Raw genomic sequence first — 16,008 nt, 5'->3', positions numbered from 1 at the left:
ACCTGGCGGATAGCTTGGCGGGCGGCTTCAGAGCGCGTCCACGCTGCGCCCGGCCAGCGCCTGGCGGATGCCGCGATTCATGCGCTGGGCGGCAAAACTCTCCGTGCCGTGGGCCAGCGCGCTGGTGGCGGCCTCCACCTCGGCTGCTGCGGCATTGGCGCGCGCCAGCGTGTCCTGCAGTTGCTGCATCAGCGTGTCGATGGTGGCGCGCTCGCTCGTCGCCAGCACATCGCCATCGGCCTGCAGCGCGCTGCGCGTGGCGATCAGGAGGCGCTCGGCATCGACGCGCGCCTCGGCAAGCGCGCGCGCCTGCATGTCCTGCTGGGCGGTGGCAAAGCCGTCCTGCAACATGCGCGCGATCTCCTCATCCGACAGGCCATAGGAGGGCTTGACGTCGATGCTGGCCACCACGCCGCTGCCCTGCTCGCGCGCGCTGACACTGAGCAGGCCATCGGCATCGACGGTGAAGGTGACGCGGATGCGCGCCGCGCCCGCCGCCATGGGCGGAATGCCGCGCAGCTCGAAGCGCGCCAGGCTGCGGCAATCCTGCACCAGGTCGCGCTCACCCTGCACGACGTGGATGGCCAGCGCCGTCTGGCCGTCCTGGTAGGTCGTGAAGTCCTGCGCGCGAGCGGTGGGGATGGTTTCGTTGCGCGCCACGATGCGCTCGACCAGGCCACCCATGGTCTCCAGGCCCAGCGACAGCGGGATGACGTCCAGCAGCAGCAGGTCGCCCGCAGCGTTGTTGCCGGCCAGCTGGTTGGCCTGGATGGCCGCGCCCAGGGCGACGACCTCGTCGGGGTTCAGGTTGGTGAGCGGCTCGCGACCAAAGAAATCGCCCACCGCCTGGCGGATCTGCGGCATCCGCGTCGAGCCGCCGACCAGCACCACGCCCTGCACCTCGTCGCGGCTGATCTGCGCGTCGCGCAGCGCCTGGCGTACGGCGGCCAGCGAGCGTCGGGTCAGCGCCTCGGTGGCACCGGCAAACTGCGCGCGCGTCACGTCCAATCGGGCTTCAACACCCGCCAGGACTGCGCTGAATGCTGCAGTCTCGCTGGCAGTCAGCGCCTCCTTGCAGGCACGCGCGGCCAGGCGCACGGCGGCCTTGTCCTGCGCGCTGTCGGCTGCCAAGCCCAGTTGCGCCAGCGCCCAGGCGGCCAGCGCGGCGTCGTAGTCGTCGCCGCCCAGGGCCGAGTCGCCGCCGGTGGCGATGACCTCGAACACACCCCGCGTCAGGCGCAGGATGGAGATGTCGAAGGTGCCGCCGCCCAGGTCATAGACGGCATAGACGCCCTCGGCTGCGTTGTCCAGGCCATAAGCGATGGCGGCTGCCGTGGGCTCGTTGATCAGGCGCAGCAAGTGCAGGCCGGCGAGCTGCGCCGCGTCCTTGGTGGCCTGGCGCTGGGCGTCGTCGAAATAGGCCGGCACGGTGATGACGGCGCCGTGGATGTCGGCATCGAAGCTGTCCTCGGCACGCTGGCGCAGCGTGGCCAGGATTTCCGCGCTGACTTCGACGGGCGACTTCACGCCACCAGCGGTCTGCAGGCGCAACATGCCGCCGCCCAGCGCGCCCGGCGCGAAGCTGTAGGGCAGCTGCTCATGCCCGGCGATGTCGGCCAGCGCGCGGCCCATGAAGCGCTTGGCCGAGGCGATGGTGTTGGCCGCATCGCTGCGCTGAGCCTGCTGCGCCGCATGGCCGATCTGGCGCCCGCCGCCGGCCAGGTAGCGCACCACCGAGGGCAGCAGCACCCGGCCCTGCTCGTCGGGCAGGCATTCGGCAGTGCCGCTGCGCACGGCGGCGACCAGCGAATGCGTGGTGCCCAGGTCGATGCCGATGGCGATGCGCCGCTGGTGCGGGTCGGGGGACTGGCCGGGTTCGGATATCTGCAAAAGCGCCATGGGTGTGTCGGGTGGTGGATGTCTTGTGGTTCAGGGGTCGGGGCAGCCAGCAATTGTCACAGCAGGCCTTGGCGCTGCTCGATGTCGCGCGCGAATCGCGCAATGAACATCAGGGCTCTGACTTCGGCCACCGCCGCCGGCCAGTCCTGCTGCTGGTCGATCAGTTGCTCCAGCCGCCCGATGGCCTCGCGGCGCGCGCGCTGCACCTCGTCGTGCAGCTCGTCCAGGGCGGCGGTGCCGTCGGCAGCGTCCAGCGCCTCATCCAGCGCCTCGCGCCACTGCATCTGCTGCAGCAGAAACTGCGCCGGCATGGCGGTGTTGTCCTCGGCGCGGACGGGCGTGCCGTGCAGCTCGCACAGATAGGCGGCGCGCCTGAGAGGGTCTTTCAGCCGCTGCCAGGCCTCGTTGATGCGCACCGACCACTGCATGGCCACGCGCTGCGCGGCTGCGCCCTGGCTGGCGAAGCGATCCGGGTGTGCCTGGCGCTGCAAGTCCTGCCAGCGCTCGTGCAGTTGCGCCGCATCCTGGGCAAAGCGGCGCGGCAGGCCAAAGAGTTCGAAGTCGTCGGATTGCAGATTCAGGTTCATGTCAAAAAAGTGAGCTGTCAGCGCTTGCCTGTATTAGGTTTCAAGGTGTTTTGACAGTCAAAGTCTTGCCAGACAAGCGCTGCCAGCTATCATTTTCATCAGACTGTGCCGCATGAAAAAACCGCCAGCGCGCGGCGCGGTGGCGGTTTGCACGGGCGGGCGGGCGGCTGTAGGCGATCAGACGCGGAAGCTCTCGCCGCAGCCGCAGCGGTCGCGCTCGTTGGGGTTGTTGAACCTGAAGCCTTCGTTCAGGCCCTCGCGCACGAAGTCCAGTTCAGTGCCGTCGATGTAGGCCAGGCTCTTGGGGTCGATCATGAGCCGAACGCCGTGCTCCTCGAATACGACGTCTGCCGGATCCTGCTCGTCCACGTATTCCAGCTGGTAGGCCAGGCCCGAGCAGCCAGTGGTCTTGATGCCCAGGCGCACGCCCACGCCCTTGCCCCTGCGGGCCAGGTAGCGGTTGACGTGCCGGGCGGCGGCTTCGGTCAGCGTGATGGCCATGGGCGGCGCTCCTGTCGTCGGGGTTGCCGCTCAGGCCAGCGCTTCGGCAGCGGCGCCGTGCTTGGCCTTGTAGTCCTTGACCGCCGCCTTGATGGCGTCCTCGGCCAGGATGGAGCAGTGGATCTTCACGGGCGGCAGGGCCAGCTCCTCGGCGATGGCGCTGTTCTTGAGCTGCGCGGCCTCGTCCAGCGTCTTGCCCTTGACCCACTCGGTGACCAGCGACGACGAGGCGATGGCCGAGCCGCAGCCATAGGTCTTGAAGCGCGCGTCCTCGATCACGCCGGTATCGGGATTGACCTTGATCTGCAGGCGCATCACGTCGCCGCAGGCCGGCGCGCCGACCATGCCGGTGCCCACCGTGTCGTCGCCCTTGTCGAAGGAGCCGACGTTGCGCGGGTTTTCGTAGTGGTCAACGACCTTGTCAGAGTAAGCCATGGTTGAGTTCTCCTTTTCGGTGGTGCTGTGCGGCAGTCAGTGGGCGGCCCACTGGATGGTGCTCAGGTCGATGCCGTCCTGATACATCTCCCACAGCGGCGAGAGTTCGCGCAGCCGCGCCACGTTGTCGCGGATGGTCTGCACGGCGTAGTCGATTTCTTCCTCGGTCGTGAAGCGGCCGATGGTCATGCGCAGCGACGAGTGCGCCAGCTCGTCGCTGCGGCCCAGGGCGCGCAGCACATAGCTGGGTTCAAGACTTGCCGAAGTGCAGGCCGAGCCGCTGGACACCGCCAAGCCCTTGATGCCCATGATCAGCGACTCGCCCTCGACGTAGTTGAAGCTCATGTTCAGGTTGTGCGGCACGCGGCGTTCCAGGTCGCCGTTGATGAAGACCTGCTCGATGTCCTTGAGACCGTCCAGCAGGCGCTGCTGCAGGGCGCGCACGCGCGCGCCGTCCTGGGCCATTTCCTCGCGGGCGATGCGAAAGGCCTCGCCCATGCCGACGATCTGGTGCGTGGGCAAGGTACCCGAGCGCATCCCGCGCTCGTGGCCGCCGCCGTGCATCTGCGCCTCCAGGCGCACGCGGGGCTTTCTGCGCACGTACAGCGCGCCTATGCCCTTGGGGCCATAGGTCTTGTGCGAGGCCAGGCTCATCAGATCGACGGGAAGATGTTTCATGTCGATCGCTATCTTGCCGGTGGCCTGCGCGGCATCGACGTGCAGCAGCACGCCCCTTTCCCGGCAGATGGCGCCAATCGCCGGGATGTCCTGGATCACGCCGATCTCGTTGTTCACGTACATGACGCTGGCCAGGATGGTGTCCGGGCGGATGGCGGCCCTGAAGGCGTCCAAGTCCAGCAGGCCGTTGTCCTGCACGTCCAGGTAGGTGACCTCGAAGCCCTGGCGCTCCAACTCGCGCATCACGTCCAGCACCGCCTTGTGCTCGGTCTTGACTGTGATCAGGTGCTTGCCCTTGCCCTTGTAGAACTGCGCCGCGCCCTTAATGGCGAGGTTGTTGGACTCGGTGGCGCCGCTGGTCCAGACGATCTCGCGCGGGTCGGCGCCGATCAGCTCGGCCACCTGGGCGCGGGCTTTCTCGACGGCCTCCTCAGCCTCCCAGCCCCAGGCATGGCTGCGCGAGGCCGGGTTGCCGAAGTGCTCGCGCAACCAGGGGATCATCGCGTCCACGACGCGCGGATCGACCGGGGTCGTCGCGCCGTAGTCGAGGTAGATGGGAAAGTGCGGGGTCATGTCCATGGCTGGCTGGGTAGTGCTGCTGCGCTGGCTGGCGTGGGGTTGCGGGGAGCGGATCGGTGGCGCCCGGACAGGCTGGCGGGCGGCCTTGGCGGGGTGGCTGGCGAACGGCGAACGGCGGATCAGGACTTGGCGAAGGCGTTGCCCAGTGCGAAGACCGAATTGGGTGCGTTCACGCGGATGGGCTTGACCACCGGCGTGGTCGAGATGGCGCGGCGCGTGGCCGGCTTGTCCTCGATCTGGATGCCCTTGGCGAGTTGCTCGTCCACCAGCTTTTGCAGCGTTACCGAGTCCAGGAATTCGACCATGCGCTGGTTCAGCGCGGCCCACAGGTCGTGCGTCATGCAGCGGCCCGCTTCGCCCAGGCAGTTTTCCTTGCCGCCGCATTGCGTGGCGTCAATAGGCTCATCCACCGATACGATGATGTCGGCCACTGTGATATCGGCGGCCTTGCGCGCCAGGGTGTAGCCGCCGCCGGGGCCGCGCGTGGATTCGACCAGCTCGTGGCGGCGCAGCTTGCCAAAAAGCTGCTCCAGGTAAGATAGCGAGATCTGCTGGCGCTGGCTGATCGCTGCCAGCGTGACAGGGCCATTGTGCTGGCGCAGGGCCAGATCGATCATGGCGGTGACCGCAAAGCGGCCTTTGGTGGTGAGACGCATGGCAAGCTCCTTCCAATGCAGGCTGGATCGTTGTGGAACGCCGGCAAGGCCCTGTTGCCTGCCTGCCGGCACCGTCCCCGCCCGGAGCGCGGCGCTGCTGGCGCCGAGTCCCTGTTGCTTTCGTGGGGTTTTGTCTTGGGTTTGTGGTGCGATTATAGCACAAAGTCCGAGTAATTTTGTCGGACACTCGGGTTATTTTCAAGCACGTTCCGTGCCCGGATTCCTGCCGATCGGGTTGCTCACGCCACCGCGTGATCCGGGCCGTGGGCGCCGAAGACCCTGTCCTTGAGCCGCGCCAGCTGGTCGCGCACCCGCGCCGCCTGCTCGAACTCCAAATTGCGCGCGTGCTCCAGCATGAGCTTTTCCAGCCGCTTGATCTCGCGCGCGGCGTCCTTTTCGCTCATCTCGTCGAGCTCCGCCTGGCGCGCCGCGGCCTGCTCCAGCCGGTGCGCCTCCTGTCCGGCCTTTTCGCTGTACACGCCATCGATCAGGTCGCGCACCTGCTTGACGATGCTGCGCGGCGTGATGCCCATCTCCAGGTTGTGCGCAATCTGCCTGGCGCGACGGCGCTCGGTTTCGTCGATGGCCTTCTTCATGGATTCGGTAATGCGGTCGGCATACAAAATGGCCTTGCCATTCATGTTGCGCGCCGCCCGGCCTATGGTCTGGATCAGGCTGCGCTCGGCGCGCAGAAAACCTTCCTTGTCGGCATCCAGGATAGCCACCAGCGACACCTCTGGAATGTCCAGGCCCTCGCGCAGCAAGTTGATGCCCACCAGCACGTCAAACGCCCCCAGGCGCAGGTCGCGGATGATCTCCACGCGCTCTACGGTGTCGATGTCCGAGTGCAGATAGCGCACCTTGACGCCGTTGTCGGCAAGGTAATCGGTCAGCTGCTCGGCCATGCGCTTGGTCAGCGTGGTGATGAGCACGCGCTCGCTCTTCTCCACGCGCAGGCGGATTTCATCGAGCACATCATCCACCTGGTGCGCTGCCGGGCGCACCTCGACTTCGGGATCGACCAGGCCGGTCGGGCGCACCACCTGATCGACGATCTGGCCGGAATGCTGCTTTTCATATTCCGCCGGCGTGGCCGAGACGAAGATGGCCTGACGCATCCGGCGCTCGAACTCCTCGAACTTCAGTGGCCGGTTGTCCAGCGCCGACGGCAGGCGAAAGCCGAACTCGACCAGCGTGGTCTTGCGCGAGCGGTCGCCGTTGTACATGGCCGAGAGCTGGCCGATCATCTGGTGACTCTCGTCCAGGAACATGATGGCGTCCTTGGGCAGATAGTCGGTGAGCGTGCTGGGCGGCGCGCCGACCGGCGCGCCCGACAGGTGGCGCGTGTAGTTCTCGATGCCCTTGCAGTGACCCACTTCGCTGAGCATCTCCAGGTCGAAGCGTGTGCGCTGCTCCAGGCGTTGGGCTTCGACCAGCTTGCCCTCGCGCTCGAACCACGCCAGGCGCTCGGCCAGCTCGGCCTTGATGGTCTCGACAGCCGACAGCACCTTGTCGCGCGGCGTGACGTAGTGGCTGCTCGGATAGACCGTGAAGCGCGGGATCTTCTGCTGCACCCGCCCGGTGAGCGGGTCGAACAGCTGCAGGCTGTCCACTTCGTCGTCGAACAGCTCGATGCGGATCGCAAGCTCCGAGTGCTCGGCCGGGAAGACATCGATGGTGTCGCCGCGCACGCGGAACTTGCCCCGGCTGAAGTCCTGGTCGTTCCTCTGGTACTGCATCCGGATCAGCTGGGCAATCACGTCGCGCTGGCCCAGGCGGTCGCCGGTGCGCAGCGTCATGATCATGCGGTGGTAGCTCTCGGGCTCGCCGATGCCGTAGATCGCCGACACGGTGGCGACGATGACCACGTCGCGCCGCTCCAGGATGCTCTTGGTGCAGCTCAATCGCATCTGCTCGATGTGCTCGTTGATAGCGCTGTCCTTTTCGATGAACAGGTCGCGCTGCGGCACATAGGCCTCGGGCTGGTAGTAGTCGTAGTAGCTGACGAAATACTCCACGGCGTTCTTCGGGAAGAACTCGCGGAATTCGCTGTACAGCTGCGCGGCCAGCGTCTTGTTGGGCGCAAACACGATGGCCGGGCGGCCCAGGCGGGCAATCACGTTGGCCATGGTGAAGGTCTTGCCCGAGCCGGTCACGCCCAGCAGGGTCTGGAAGGATTCGCCGTCGCGCACGCCCTCGACCAGGCGCGCTATGGCCTGTGGCTGGTCGCCGGCGGGCGCGTAGGGCTGGAAGAGCTGGAATGGCGAGCCGGGGAACTCGACGAACTGGCCGCCTGCGCTGGCTGGCTCGGTCTTGACTTCGTGCATGGTGGCAGTGGTGGCGGGCTGCGCCGCAGATGCAGCGCCCCTAAAATCGTGGGTTGGCTTGAAGCCCAGGATAGCTGGGGCTACAGGCCGTGATTTCCACCCCATCCTAGGACTTTTCATGTCTCTGTTTTCCGCCGTCGAAATGGCCCCGCGCGACCCCATCCTGGGCCTGAACGAACAATTCAACGCCGATCCGAACCCGAAGAAAGTCAACCTGGGCGTGGGCGTCTATTTCGACGACAACGGCAAGCTGCCGCTGCTGGCCTGCGTGCAGGCTGCCGAAAAAGCCATGATGGACAAGCCCGCCGCACGCGGCTACCTGCCCATCGACGGCATCGCGGCGTATGACAACGCCGTCAAGGCCCTGGTGTTCGGCGCCAACTCCGACGTGATCCAGTCTGGCCGCGTAGCCACGGTGCAGGCCATCGGCGGCACGGGCGGGCTGAAGCTGGGCGCGGACTTCCTGAAGAAGATCAACCCCCATGCCCGCGTGCTGATCTCCGACCCCAGCTGGGAGAACCACCGCGCCATCTTCACCAACGCCGGCTTCGAGGTCGGCACCTACCGCTACTACGACGCGGCCACGCGCTCGGTCAACTTCGACGGCCTGCTGGCCGACCTGCGCGCCGCCGCGCCCGGCACCATTGCCGTGCTGCACGCCTGCTGCCACAACCCCACCGGCTACGACCTGACGCCCGCGCAGTGGGATCAGGTCATCGCCGTGGTCAAGGAATCCGGCCTGGTGGCCTTCCTGGACATGGCCTACCAGGGCTTTGGCCACGGCATCCGCGAAGACGGCGCCGTGATCGGCAAGTTCGTCGCCGCCGGGCTGAACATCTTCGTGTCCACGTCTTTCTCCAAGAGCTTTTCGCTGTACGGCGAGCGCGTGGGCGCGCTGTCGGTGGTGGCCAGCAGCCAGGACGAGGCGGCGCGCGTGCTGTCGCAGCTCAAGATCGTGATCCGCACCAACTACTCCAACCCGCCTACGCACGGCGGCGCAGTGGTGGCCGCCGTGCTCAACGACCCCGAGCTGCGCGCGCTGTGGGAAAAGGAGCTGGGCGAGATGCGCGTGCGCATCAAGGACATGCGCCACAAGCTGGTCGATGGCCTGAAAGCCGCCGGCGTGCAACAGGACATGTCCTTCATCACCGAGCAGATCGGCATGTTCAGCTACTCGGGCCTGAGCAAGGATCAGATGGTGCGCCTGAGGAATGAGTTCGGCGTCTATGGCACGGACACGGGGCGCATGTGCGTGGCGGCGCTCAACAGCAGGAACATCGACTACGTGTGCGCCTCGATCGCCCAGGTCATGTGATGGCGCTGGCCGGCACAGCCTGCCGCCGCCTGCCCAGCAACCGCCTCCGGGCGGTTTTTTCTTGCCCGGTCTGCAGCGCGGAGGCGTTGTACGGCAAGTCGTGGACTACTTTTTCTGTAGCTGTCAGCGCTTGACTGGCAATGGTTTGAGGCGGTTTTCATCCAATTTTTCATTCAGGAAACAGGCTTTGACGGCCCCATCCGACAAGCCGCCGCCCTCGGCCCTGACAACGCCTGCGGGGGCTATCGAAGTCCAATAGCCATAGCCGCCACAACGCACCTTCGGAGAAACCCGCCATGACGCCTTTCGCCCTCACGCCCGAGATGACCTCCGCCTCGGGGACGTTCTATCCCACCGGCTACGTATTCGCCCTGTTCGCCAGCGAGGACGCAGCGCGCGCCGCCGCCCAGGCGCTGCAGGCCCAGGGGCACGACGATGTGGCCTTCGCCCCGCCCGAAGCCATCATGCAGCACGTGGTGCGCACGCTGGGCAATGCCGACGACCCGCTGCCCTCGGTGGGTGCCGAGGGCGTTATCGTGCGCCGCATTGCCGAGCTGGCCAGCGGCGGCGCCCATGCGCTGATGTTTGCCGCCCGCAGCGAGGATTCGCCCGAAAGCCTGCGTGCAGTGCTGCAGCGGCTGGCCGCCCTGGCAGCGTTCTATTACCGGCGGCTGATCATCGAAGACCTGATACCGCAGCAGCAGGGCTGAGCGTGCGGCCACACGGGCGCTGAACGTTGTGCGCTGAACGCTTTGTGCGCGTGCGTTCGGCGCACAGCCTCAGCCGCGTCGCGCTGCAGCCCGCGCAGACTGGCCAGAAGCGCCCGGACTGCCTGCGCCACCCGGGCTGCCGGCCCGCCCCCTGGACTTGCTGCCTGCGCCCGAGCGCGGCGGCAGCCCGGTGTGCTGCGTCAACAGCTGGCCCTGCCGGGGCTGCACAGGCTGGCCGCGCGCCGTGCCTCCCCTGGCCCCCACCGCACCGCGCCCTCCCATGCCCGCACCCTTGCCTACTGGAGCTGCCGGGGCAGCGGGCGCGCTTGCCGTGCTGACCGTGCTGTTCTTGCGCCGCGCCGACTGGTAGCTGCCGTCGGTGGCCGGCTGGAAGGTCGGGATCAGGTGATGCTTGCCATTGCCGATCAGGTCGGCGCGGCCCATGTTCCTGAGCGCCTCGCGCAGCAGCGGCCAGTTGTTCGGGTCGTGCCAGCGCAGGAACGCCTTGTGCAGCCGCCGCCGGCGCTCGCCGCGCACGATGTCCACGCTCTCCTCGGCCTCGTCACGCATCTGCCGGCGCACGCGCGTGAGCGTGTTGCGCCCGGAGTGGTACATGGCCGTGGCCGTGGCCATGGGGCTGGGGTAGAAGGCCTGCACCTGGTCGGCGCGAAAGCCGTTCTTCTTCAACCAGATGGCCAGTTGCAGCATGTCCTCGTCGGTCGTGCCCGGGTGTGCGGCAATGAAGTACGGAATCAAAAATTGCTTCTTGCCCGCTTCCTCGCTGAATTTCTCGAACAGCTGCTTGAAGCGGTCGTAGTTGCCGATGCCCGGCTTCATCATCTTGGACAGCGGCCCGGCCTCGGTGTGCTCGGGGGCGATCTTCAAATACCCGCCCACGTGGTGCTGCACCAGCTCGCGCACGTACTCGGGCGACTGCACGGCCAGGTCGTAGCGCAGGCCCGAGCCGATCAATATTTTCTTGATGCCCGGCAGGCTGCGCGCGCGGCGGTAGATGTTGATCAGCGGGCCGTGGTCGGTGTGCAGGTTCTGGCAGATGCCGGGGAAGACGCAGCTGGGCTTTCTGCACGCGGCCTCGACCTCGGGGCTTTTGCAGCCCAGGCGGTACATGTTGGCCGTAGGGCCGCCCAGGTCGGAAATCGTCCCGGTGAAACCTTTGACCTTGTCGCGGATGTCCTCGACCTCGGCAATGATGGAGTCTTCCGAGCGGCTCTGGATGATGCGGCCCTCGTGCTCGGTGATGGAGCAGAAGGTGCAGCCGCCAAAGCAGCCACGCATGATGTTGATGGAGGCGCGGATCATCTCCCAGGCCGGGATCTTGGTCGCGCCCTCGAAGCCGCCGTGCTCGTCCGCATAGCTCGGGTGCGGGTTGCGCGCATAGGGCAGGCCGAAGACCCAGTCCATCTCCGCCGTGGTGAGCGGAATGGGCGGCGGGTTCAGCCAGACGTCGCGCGCCGTGCCGCCCTCGCCATGCGCCTGCACCAGGGCGCGGGCATTGCCGGGGTTGGTCTCCAGGTGCAGCACGCGGTTGGCGTGGGCGTACAGCACCGGGTCGCTCCTGACCTGCTCGAAGCTGGGCAGGCGGATCACGGTGCGCTCGCGCGGCGGCTGGGCGCCCTTTCTGCGCTGGCTGGGCAGGTTCGGGTTGGGCACGAACTGCAGCACGGATTCGGAAGGTTTTTGGCCTTCAGCCCTTGACTGGCCAGCGCCTACAGCTATGTTTCCAGTAGCATTCTCATCCTTCGAGCAAGCCTGCCCGCGCGCTGCCGCCTGCTCGGCGGTGGTCATGTAGGGGTTGACCGGCGGCTCCACAGTGCCTGGCTCATCGACGCTGGTCGAGTCGATCTCGAACCAGCCCTCGGGGGCGCTGCGGCGCACGAAGGCCGTGCCGCGCACGTCGGTGATGCTCTCGATGACCTCGCGCCGTGCCAGGCGGTGCGCGACTTCGACCAGGGCGCGCTCGGCGTTGCCGTACAAGAGCAGGTCGCACTTGGCGTCCACCACCATGGAGCGGCGCACCTTGTCGCTCCAGTAGTCGTAGTGGGCGATGCGGCGCAAGGATCCTTCGATGCCGCCCAGCACGATGGGCACATCCTTGAACGCCTCGCGGCAGCGCTGGCTGTAGACGATGGCGGCGCGATCGGGCCGGCGGCCACCCACGTCGCCGGGCGTGTAGGCATCGTCGCTGCGGATTTTTCGATCCGCCGTGTAGCGGTTGATCATGGAATCCATGTTGCCCGCCGTCACGCCCCAGAACAGATTGGGCTTACCCAGCGCCTTGAAGGGTTCGGCGCTTTGCCAGTCGGGCTGGGCAATGATGCCGACGCGAAAACCTTGCGCCTCCAGCACCCGGCCGATTACTGCCATGCCAAAACTCGGGTGATCGACGTAGGCATCGCCCGTGACCAGCACTACGTCGCAGCTGTCCCAGCCGAGCTGCTCCATCTCGGCGCGGCTCATGGGCAGGTAGGGGGCAGTGCCAAAGCGCCTGGCCCAATAGGGCCGCCAGCTGGTCAGCGGCTTGGCTGCACGCGGGAAGAACGAGACGTCGGCCAGGGCACTCATGGCAAGGGCAGCGGCGTGCGCAAGGCACGGCCGCATAACAGCAACAGGGGGCGGCAAGTTTATCGGCCATGCCCGAGCTCCGCTCCTGCAGGGACAAGGCGGGCCGGGCTGCAGGCCGCCAGCGGCCTGGCACTGGCCCTGCATCGATACAAGCGCTGGTGTCTGCTCCAATAGCCGGTTTTCAGCCCGACCCCCCTGCGGCCATGACGCTCAAGCATTTTCTTTCCCTCGCGGCACTGGCGCTGTGCAGCCTGCACCTGCCGGCCCAGGCCTGGAGCAACCACGCCCTGAGCAGCTACCGGGCGCTGGAGGTGCTGCCCGAAGTGCGGGACGCCGCGCCCGTGCGGGCCGAGCCACTGGAGGCCTTCCTGGCAGCACAAGGCCCGGCCATTGCCCGATTGCTGCAGGCGCAGGAAGCCTGGGCGCGCGAGCACATCGCCCACTACCCGCCGCTGCCGCCGGCGCTGCGCCTGGACGCCGACCACCTGCCCAGCGCCCCCAAGGCGCTGCGCCAGGCCTTTTTGAAGGCGCTGCGCGTCTCGCCCGACAGCCGCCTGGCGCTGTACGTGCAGCCCGACCCGCACGGCACGCCACCACCCGGCGAGGCCATGCCGCACGAGCAGGTCAGCGCCCTGCCCCACCGCGACAAGGACGGCGAGGCGCACCGCTTCGTGCGCGTGCAGCCGGGCCAGCTGCTGGCGGCGCTGGCCGTGCTGGCCTCGGCCAGCGACGAGCCCGACTACGGCATGGATGTCAACCTATGGGAGGACAGCCCAGGCCCCTGGGGCCAGCAGTTCGGCCTGGGCAAGCTGCCCTTTGGCAATCCGAAACTGGATTTCTCGACGCAGGCGCCGTTCCACATGGGTTTTTACGACGAGTCGCCCATCCTCTACGCAGCCGCCGGCTTTCTGCGGCGCACCTATCCGCTGCTGCGCCTGCACCAGTACCAGGGCCTGTCCGAGCTGGCTTTCCAAAGCGGCCACCCCTACTGGGGCTGGCGCTTTGCCGGCCTGGCCATGCACTACGTGCAGGACATGACCCAGCCCTACCACGCCCGCCTGGCGCCGGGCTTTGGCACGGCGCGGATGATCGGCATCCAGCTGCGCGCCCTGCTGGGTATGCCGCAGGCGCGCGACGACATGGTGGTGCTGCTGTCCAACCGGCATTTCGTGCTGGAGCGCTACGCCAGCCAGCTGAATCCGGTAGATGCCAGCGCCCCACGCGGCAATGCGCTCGAACGCGCCCTGGCCGACACCGGCACCGACACCGCCCAGGGCGCTTGGACGGCAACGGCGCTGCGCGACACCGTGGCGCGCCAGTCCTATGGCCTGGGCGAGGCGGTGACGGCGCAGCTGCTGGCCTCGGTGCCATCGGCTTATGTCGATGATCCGGGCTTCGACTTCGGCGCCGAGGGCGGCGACATCGACGTCATGGCCGAGGTGGAGCGGCAAAAGCCCCAGACCCAAGCGGCGCTGGACGCCAGCATCGCCCGCCTGATGCGCCACTTCGGCGCGCACAGCCGCAACCTGGTGCGTGCCATCTTGGCGGCGCGCTGACAGTCCGGAAAGTCCTGCAAGCCCATGCTCTTCACTCTGGCCGGCCCGGCCCACAGCGAACTCATCATCAGGAAAAGCCGCTTCATCGGCTGCGTCGAGCCCATGCCCGACCGCGCCGCCGCCCAGGCGCGGGTGGAGCAGCTGCGCCAGCAGCATCCCACGGCGCGCCATGTCTGCTGGGCCTTGCTGGCCGGCGGGCAGTCGGCGGCGGTCGATGACGGCGAACCCGGAGGCACGGCGGGCCGGCCCATGCTGGACGTGCTGCGCCACCAGCAGCTCGACGGCGTGCTGGCCACCGTGGTGCGCTATTTCGGCGGCATCAAGCTGGGCGCTGGCGGCCTGGTGCGCGCCTATACCGACAGCGTGGCCCAAGCCCTGCTCACGGCGCACAAGCTGCCGCGCCAGCGCCTGGTACAGCTGCGCGCCTGCGTGCCCTATGCCCTGGAAGGACTGCTGCGCCGCGAACTCGCGGCTGCTGACGCCCAACTGCTGGACGTGCAGCACGCCGCCCAAGTCATCTTCACCCTGAGCCTGCCCGAGGCCCAGGCCAGCACGTTCCAGAGCCGGCTCGATGAGCTGGCGCATGGCCGGCTGGGCTGGCTGGATGCCGATTGACCGATTGAGCGGCTCAAACGCCCATCCGCCGCATGGCAGTGCGCTTTCATGCCGGCAGCCTACAGTCGCGCTGCGCCCCAGCCCCGACACTGCCGGCTGGACAACCGACCACTGCCCGAACAGGAAACCGCCATGCCACAGACCCTCGACACCCTGATCATCGGCGCCGGCACCGCCGGCCTGGCCGCGCTGCGCGAAGTGCGCAAGCGCACCGACAACTATCTGCTGGTCAATGACGGCCCCTGGGGCACGACCTGCGCACGCGTGGGCTGTATGCCCTCCAAGATGCTGGTCGAGGCGGCCAACGCCCTGCACGCGCGCACGCGCTTCGAGACCTTCGGCCTGCGCGGCGGCGAGCACCTGCACGCCGACCTGCACGCCGTGCTGGCACGGGTGCGCGCCCTGCGCGACGAGTTCGTCGCCGGCACGCTGCGCGCCAGCGATGCGGGCGACAAGGCGATCTCGGGCCGCGCCCGGCTGCTGGACGCGCAGCGCGTCGAAGTCAATGGCCAGACCTGGAAGGCGCGCAGCGTCATCGTCGCCACCGGCACGCGACCGGTGCTGCCCGACCCCTGGCTGGCCTTTGGCGAGCGCATCCTGACCTCCGATACGCTGTTCGAGCAGCCCACGCTCGGCCCGCGCATGGCCGTCATCGGCCTGGGCGCCATTGGTGCCGAACTGGCGCAGGCGCTGGCCCGCCTGGGCATCGAGGTCGTGGCCTTCGTGACCAGCCAGCGCGTGGCCGGCCTGCAGGACGAGGCCGTGGGCGAGCGCATGTACCAGCAGCTCCAGGGCGAATTTGCCATCAGCGTGGGCGAGCACGCGCAGCTGCGCGAGGTCGAGGGCGGCATCGAGGTCAGCAACGGCCAGACCACGGTGATAGTCGATCAGGTGCTGGCCGCCATGGGCCGCACGCCCAACATCGAATACCTGGGCCTGGACACGCTGGGGCCGGTGCTGGACAAGCACGGCCTGCCGCCCATCGACCCCTGCACGCTGCAGGTGCAAGGCACCAGCGTCTTTGTCGCCGGCGACGTGGATCGTCACCGCGCCCTGCTACACGAGGCCGCCGACGAGGGCCATATCGCCGGCATCAACGCCGTGCGCCTGGCGCAAGGCCAGCCGCTGCGGCACTTTCGCCGGCGCGTGCCGCTGGCCATTACCTTCTGCGAACCCAACGCCGCCAGCGTCGGCCTGGGCGGCAAGGAGGTGCAGGAGCAGCCGCACCTGGTCGGCGAGATCGACTTCGCCCGCCAGGGCCGCGCCCGCGTGGCCGTGCGCAACGCCGGCCTGCTGCGCATCTACGCTGCACCCGACAGTGGCCGGCTGCTGGGCGCGCAGCTGTGCGCCCCGGCGGGCGAGCACCTGGCGCAACTGCTGGCCCTGGCCATCGACCGGGGCCTGACGGTGCAGGACATGCTGCGTATGCCCGTCTATCACCCGACGCTGGAAGAAGGCCTGCGCACCGCCCTGCGCCAGATCGCGCGCCAACTGCCCGTGCAAAGCGAGACCGACCTGTCGGACTGCGAAAATCTGGGCGCCGCCGCACTGGATTGAGCAGCCGCCG

The 16,008-nt window shown here is 67.8% G+C and carries 13 protein-coding genes; 5 read left to right on the top strand and 8 right to left on the bottom strand.

The window, feature by feature from the left end:
* Positions 1-27: 27 nt before the first annotated feature.
* The 7 genes from hscA to uvrB all read right to left on the bottom strand — a co-directional run bounded on the left by hscA (position 28) and on the right by uvrB (position 7,662).
* A complete protein-coding gene (gene hscA / locus IDM45_RS03920; RefSeq protein WP_209421731.1) occupies positions 28-1,899 on the bottom strand; it encodes a Fe-S protein assembly chaperone HscA in 1,872 nt (623 codons plus the stop codon).
* A 56-nt stretch (positions 1,900-1,955) separates the two neighbouring features.
* Positions 1,956-2,480 (bottom strand): Fe-S protein assembly co-chaperone HscB, encoded by a 525-nt coding sequence (gene hscB / locus IDM45_RS03915; protein WP_209423988.1) that lies wholly within the window; start codon positions 2,478-2,480, stop codon positions 1,956-1,958.
* A gap of 183 nt (positions 2,481-2,663) precedes the next feature.
* A complete protein-coding gene (iscA, locus tag IDM45_RS03910) occupies positions 2,664-2,987 on the bottom strand; it encodes an iron-sulfur cluster assembly protein IscA (protein ID WP_209421730.1) in 324 nt (107 codons plus the stop codon).
* 30 nt (positions 2,988-3,017) lie between these two features.
* Entirely contained in the window at positions 3,018-3,422 is a 405-nt protein-coding gene (gene iscU / locus IDM45_RS03905) for a Fe-S cluster assembly scaffold IscU (RefSeq protein ID WP_209421729.1), read from the bottom strand.
* Between the two features lie 36 nt (positions 3,423-3,458).
* Positions 3,459-4,679 (bottom strand): IscS subfamily cysteine desulfurase, encoded by a 1,221-nt coding sequence (locus IDM45_RS03900; protein WP_209421728.1) that lies wholly within the window; start codon positions 4,677-4,679, stop codon positions 3,459-3,461.
* Between the two features lie 119 nt (positions 4,680-4,798).
* Entirely contained in the window at positions 4,799-5,335 is a 537-nt protein-coding gene (gene iscR, locus IDM45_RS03895) for a Fe-S cluster assembly transcriptional regulator IscR (protein ID WP_209421727.1), read from the bottom strand.
* A gap of 239 nt (positions 5,336-5,574) precedes the next feature.
* Positions 5,575-7,662 (bottom strand): excinuclease ABC subunit UvrB, encoded by a 2,088-nt coding sequence (gene uvrB / locus IDM45_RS03890; RefSeq protein ID WP_209421726.1) that lies wholly within the window; start codon positions 7,660-7,662, stop codon positions 5,575-5,577.
* Positions 7,663-7,780: 118 nt separating this feature from the next.
* Here uvrB and IDM45_RS03885 point away from each other — a divergent pair, with 118 nt between their 5' ends.
* Entirely contained in the window at positions 7,781-8,977 is a 1,197-nt protein-coding gene (locus IDM45_RS03885) for an amino acid aminotransferase (protein WP_209421725.1), read from the top strand.
* A gap of 296 nt (positions 8,978-9,273) precedes the next feature.
* Positions 9,274-9,687 (top strand): hypothetical protein, encoded by a 414-nt coding sequence (locus tag IDM45_RS03880; protein WP_209421724.1) that lies wholly within the window; start codon positions 9,274-9,276, stop codon positions 9,685-9,687.
* A gap of 69 nt (positions 9,688-9,756) precedes the next feature.
* Here IDM45_RS03880 and IDM45_RS03875 read toward each other — a convergent pair whose 3' ends face one another.
* Positions 9,757-12,270, bottom strand: a complete 2,514-nt coding sequence (locus tag IDM45_RS03875) for a YgiQ family radical SAM protein (protein WP_209421723.1) — start codon at positions 12,268-12,270, stop codon at positions 9,757-9,759.
* Positions 12,271-12,473: 203 nt separating this feature from the next.
* Here IDM45_RS03875 and IDM45_RS03870 point away from each other — a divergent pair, with 203 nt between their 5' ends.
* The 3 genes from IDM45_RS03870 (at position 12,474) to IDM45_RS03860 (ending at position 15,998) form a co-directional block, all read left to right on the top strand.
* A complete protein-coding gene (locus IDM45_RS03870) occupies positions 12,474-13,826 on the top strand; it encodes a hypothetical protein (RefSeq protein WP_209421722.1) in 1,353 nt (450 codons plus the stop codon).
* Positions 13,827-13,850: 24 nt separating this feature from the next.
* Positions 13,851-14,441 carry an IMPACT family protein gene (locus tag IDM45_RS03865; RefSeq protein ID WP_209421721.1) on the top strand — a complete coding sequence of 197 codons (591 nt, stop codon included), beginning with the start codon at positions 13,851-13,853 and terminating at the stop codon, positions 14,439-14,441.
* 132 nt (positions 14,442-14,573) lie between these two features.
* Positions 14,574-15,998, top strand: a complete 1,425-nt coding sequence (locus IDM45_RS03860; protein ID WP_209421720.1) for a dihydrolipoyl dehydrogenase — start codon at positions 14,574-14,576, stop codon at positions 15,996-15,998.
* Positions 15,999-16,008 lie beyond the last annotated feature (10 nt).

The sequence above is a fragment of the Melaminivora jejuensis genome (assembly GCF_017811175.1).
Classification (GTDB): Bacteria; Pseudomonadota; Gammaproteobacteria; order Burkholderiales; family Burkholderiaceae_C; genus Melaminivora; species Melaminivora jejuensis.
The sequence above is the reverse complement of the archived record's forward strand: the minus strand, read 5'-3'. Positions and strand labels throughout refer to the sequence as shown.

Excerpts from the sequence above, each read along its gene's own strand:
- hscA (WP_209421731.1), bottom strand. The coding sequence starts at position 1,899 with ATGGCGCTTTTGCAGATATCCGAACCCGGCCAGTCCCCCGACCCGCAC.
- IDM45_RS03865 (WP_209421721.1), top strand. The coding sequence starts at position 13,851 with ATGCTCTTCACTCTGGCCGGCCCGGCCCACAGCGAACTCATCATCAGG.
- IDM45_RS03900 (WP_209421728.1), bottom strand. The coding sequence starts at position 4,679 with ATGGACATGACCCCGCACTTTCCCATCTACCTCGACTACGGCGCGACG.
- uvrB (WP_209421726.1), bottom strand. The coding sequence starts at position 7,662 with ATGCACGAAGTCAAGACCGAGCCAGCCAGCGCAGGCGGCCAGTTCGTC.
- IDM45_RS03880 (WP_209421724.1), top strand. The coding sequence starts at position 9,274 with ATGACGCCTTTCGCCCTCACGCCCGAGATGACCTCCGCCTCGGGGACG.
- IDM45_RS03870 (WP_209421722.1), top strand. The coding sequence starts at position 12,474 with ATGACGCTCAAGCATTTTCTTTCCCTCGCGGCACTGGCGCTGTGCAGC.
- iscR (WP_209421727.1), bottom strand. The coding sequence starts at position 5,335 with ATGCGTCTCACCACCAAAGGCCGCTTTGCGGTCACCGCCATGATCGAT.
- iscU (WP_209421729.1), bottom strand. The coding sequence starts at position 3,422 with ATGGCTTACTCTGACAAGGTCGTTGACCACTACGAAAACCCGCGCAAC.
- IDM45_RS03860 (WP_209421720.1), top strand. The coding sequence starts at position 14,574 with ATGCCACAGACCCTCGACACCCTGATCATCGGCGCCGGCACCGCCGGC.
- IDM45_RS03875 (WP_209421723.1), bottom strand. The coding sequence starts at position 12,270 with ATGAGTGCCCTGGCCGACGTCTCGTTCTTCCCGCGTGCAGCCAAGCCG.
- iscA (WP_209421730.1), bottom strand. The coding sequence starts at position 2,987 with ATGGCCATCACGCTGACCGAAGCCGCCGCCCGGCACGTCAACCGCTAC.
- IDM45_RS03885 (WP_209421725.1), top strand. The coding sequence starts at position 7,781 with ATGTCTCTGTTTTCCGCCGTCGAAATGGCCCCGCGCGACCCCATCCTG.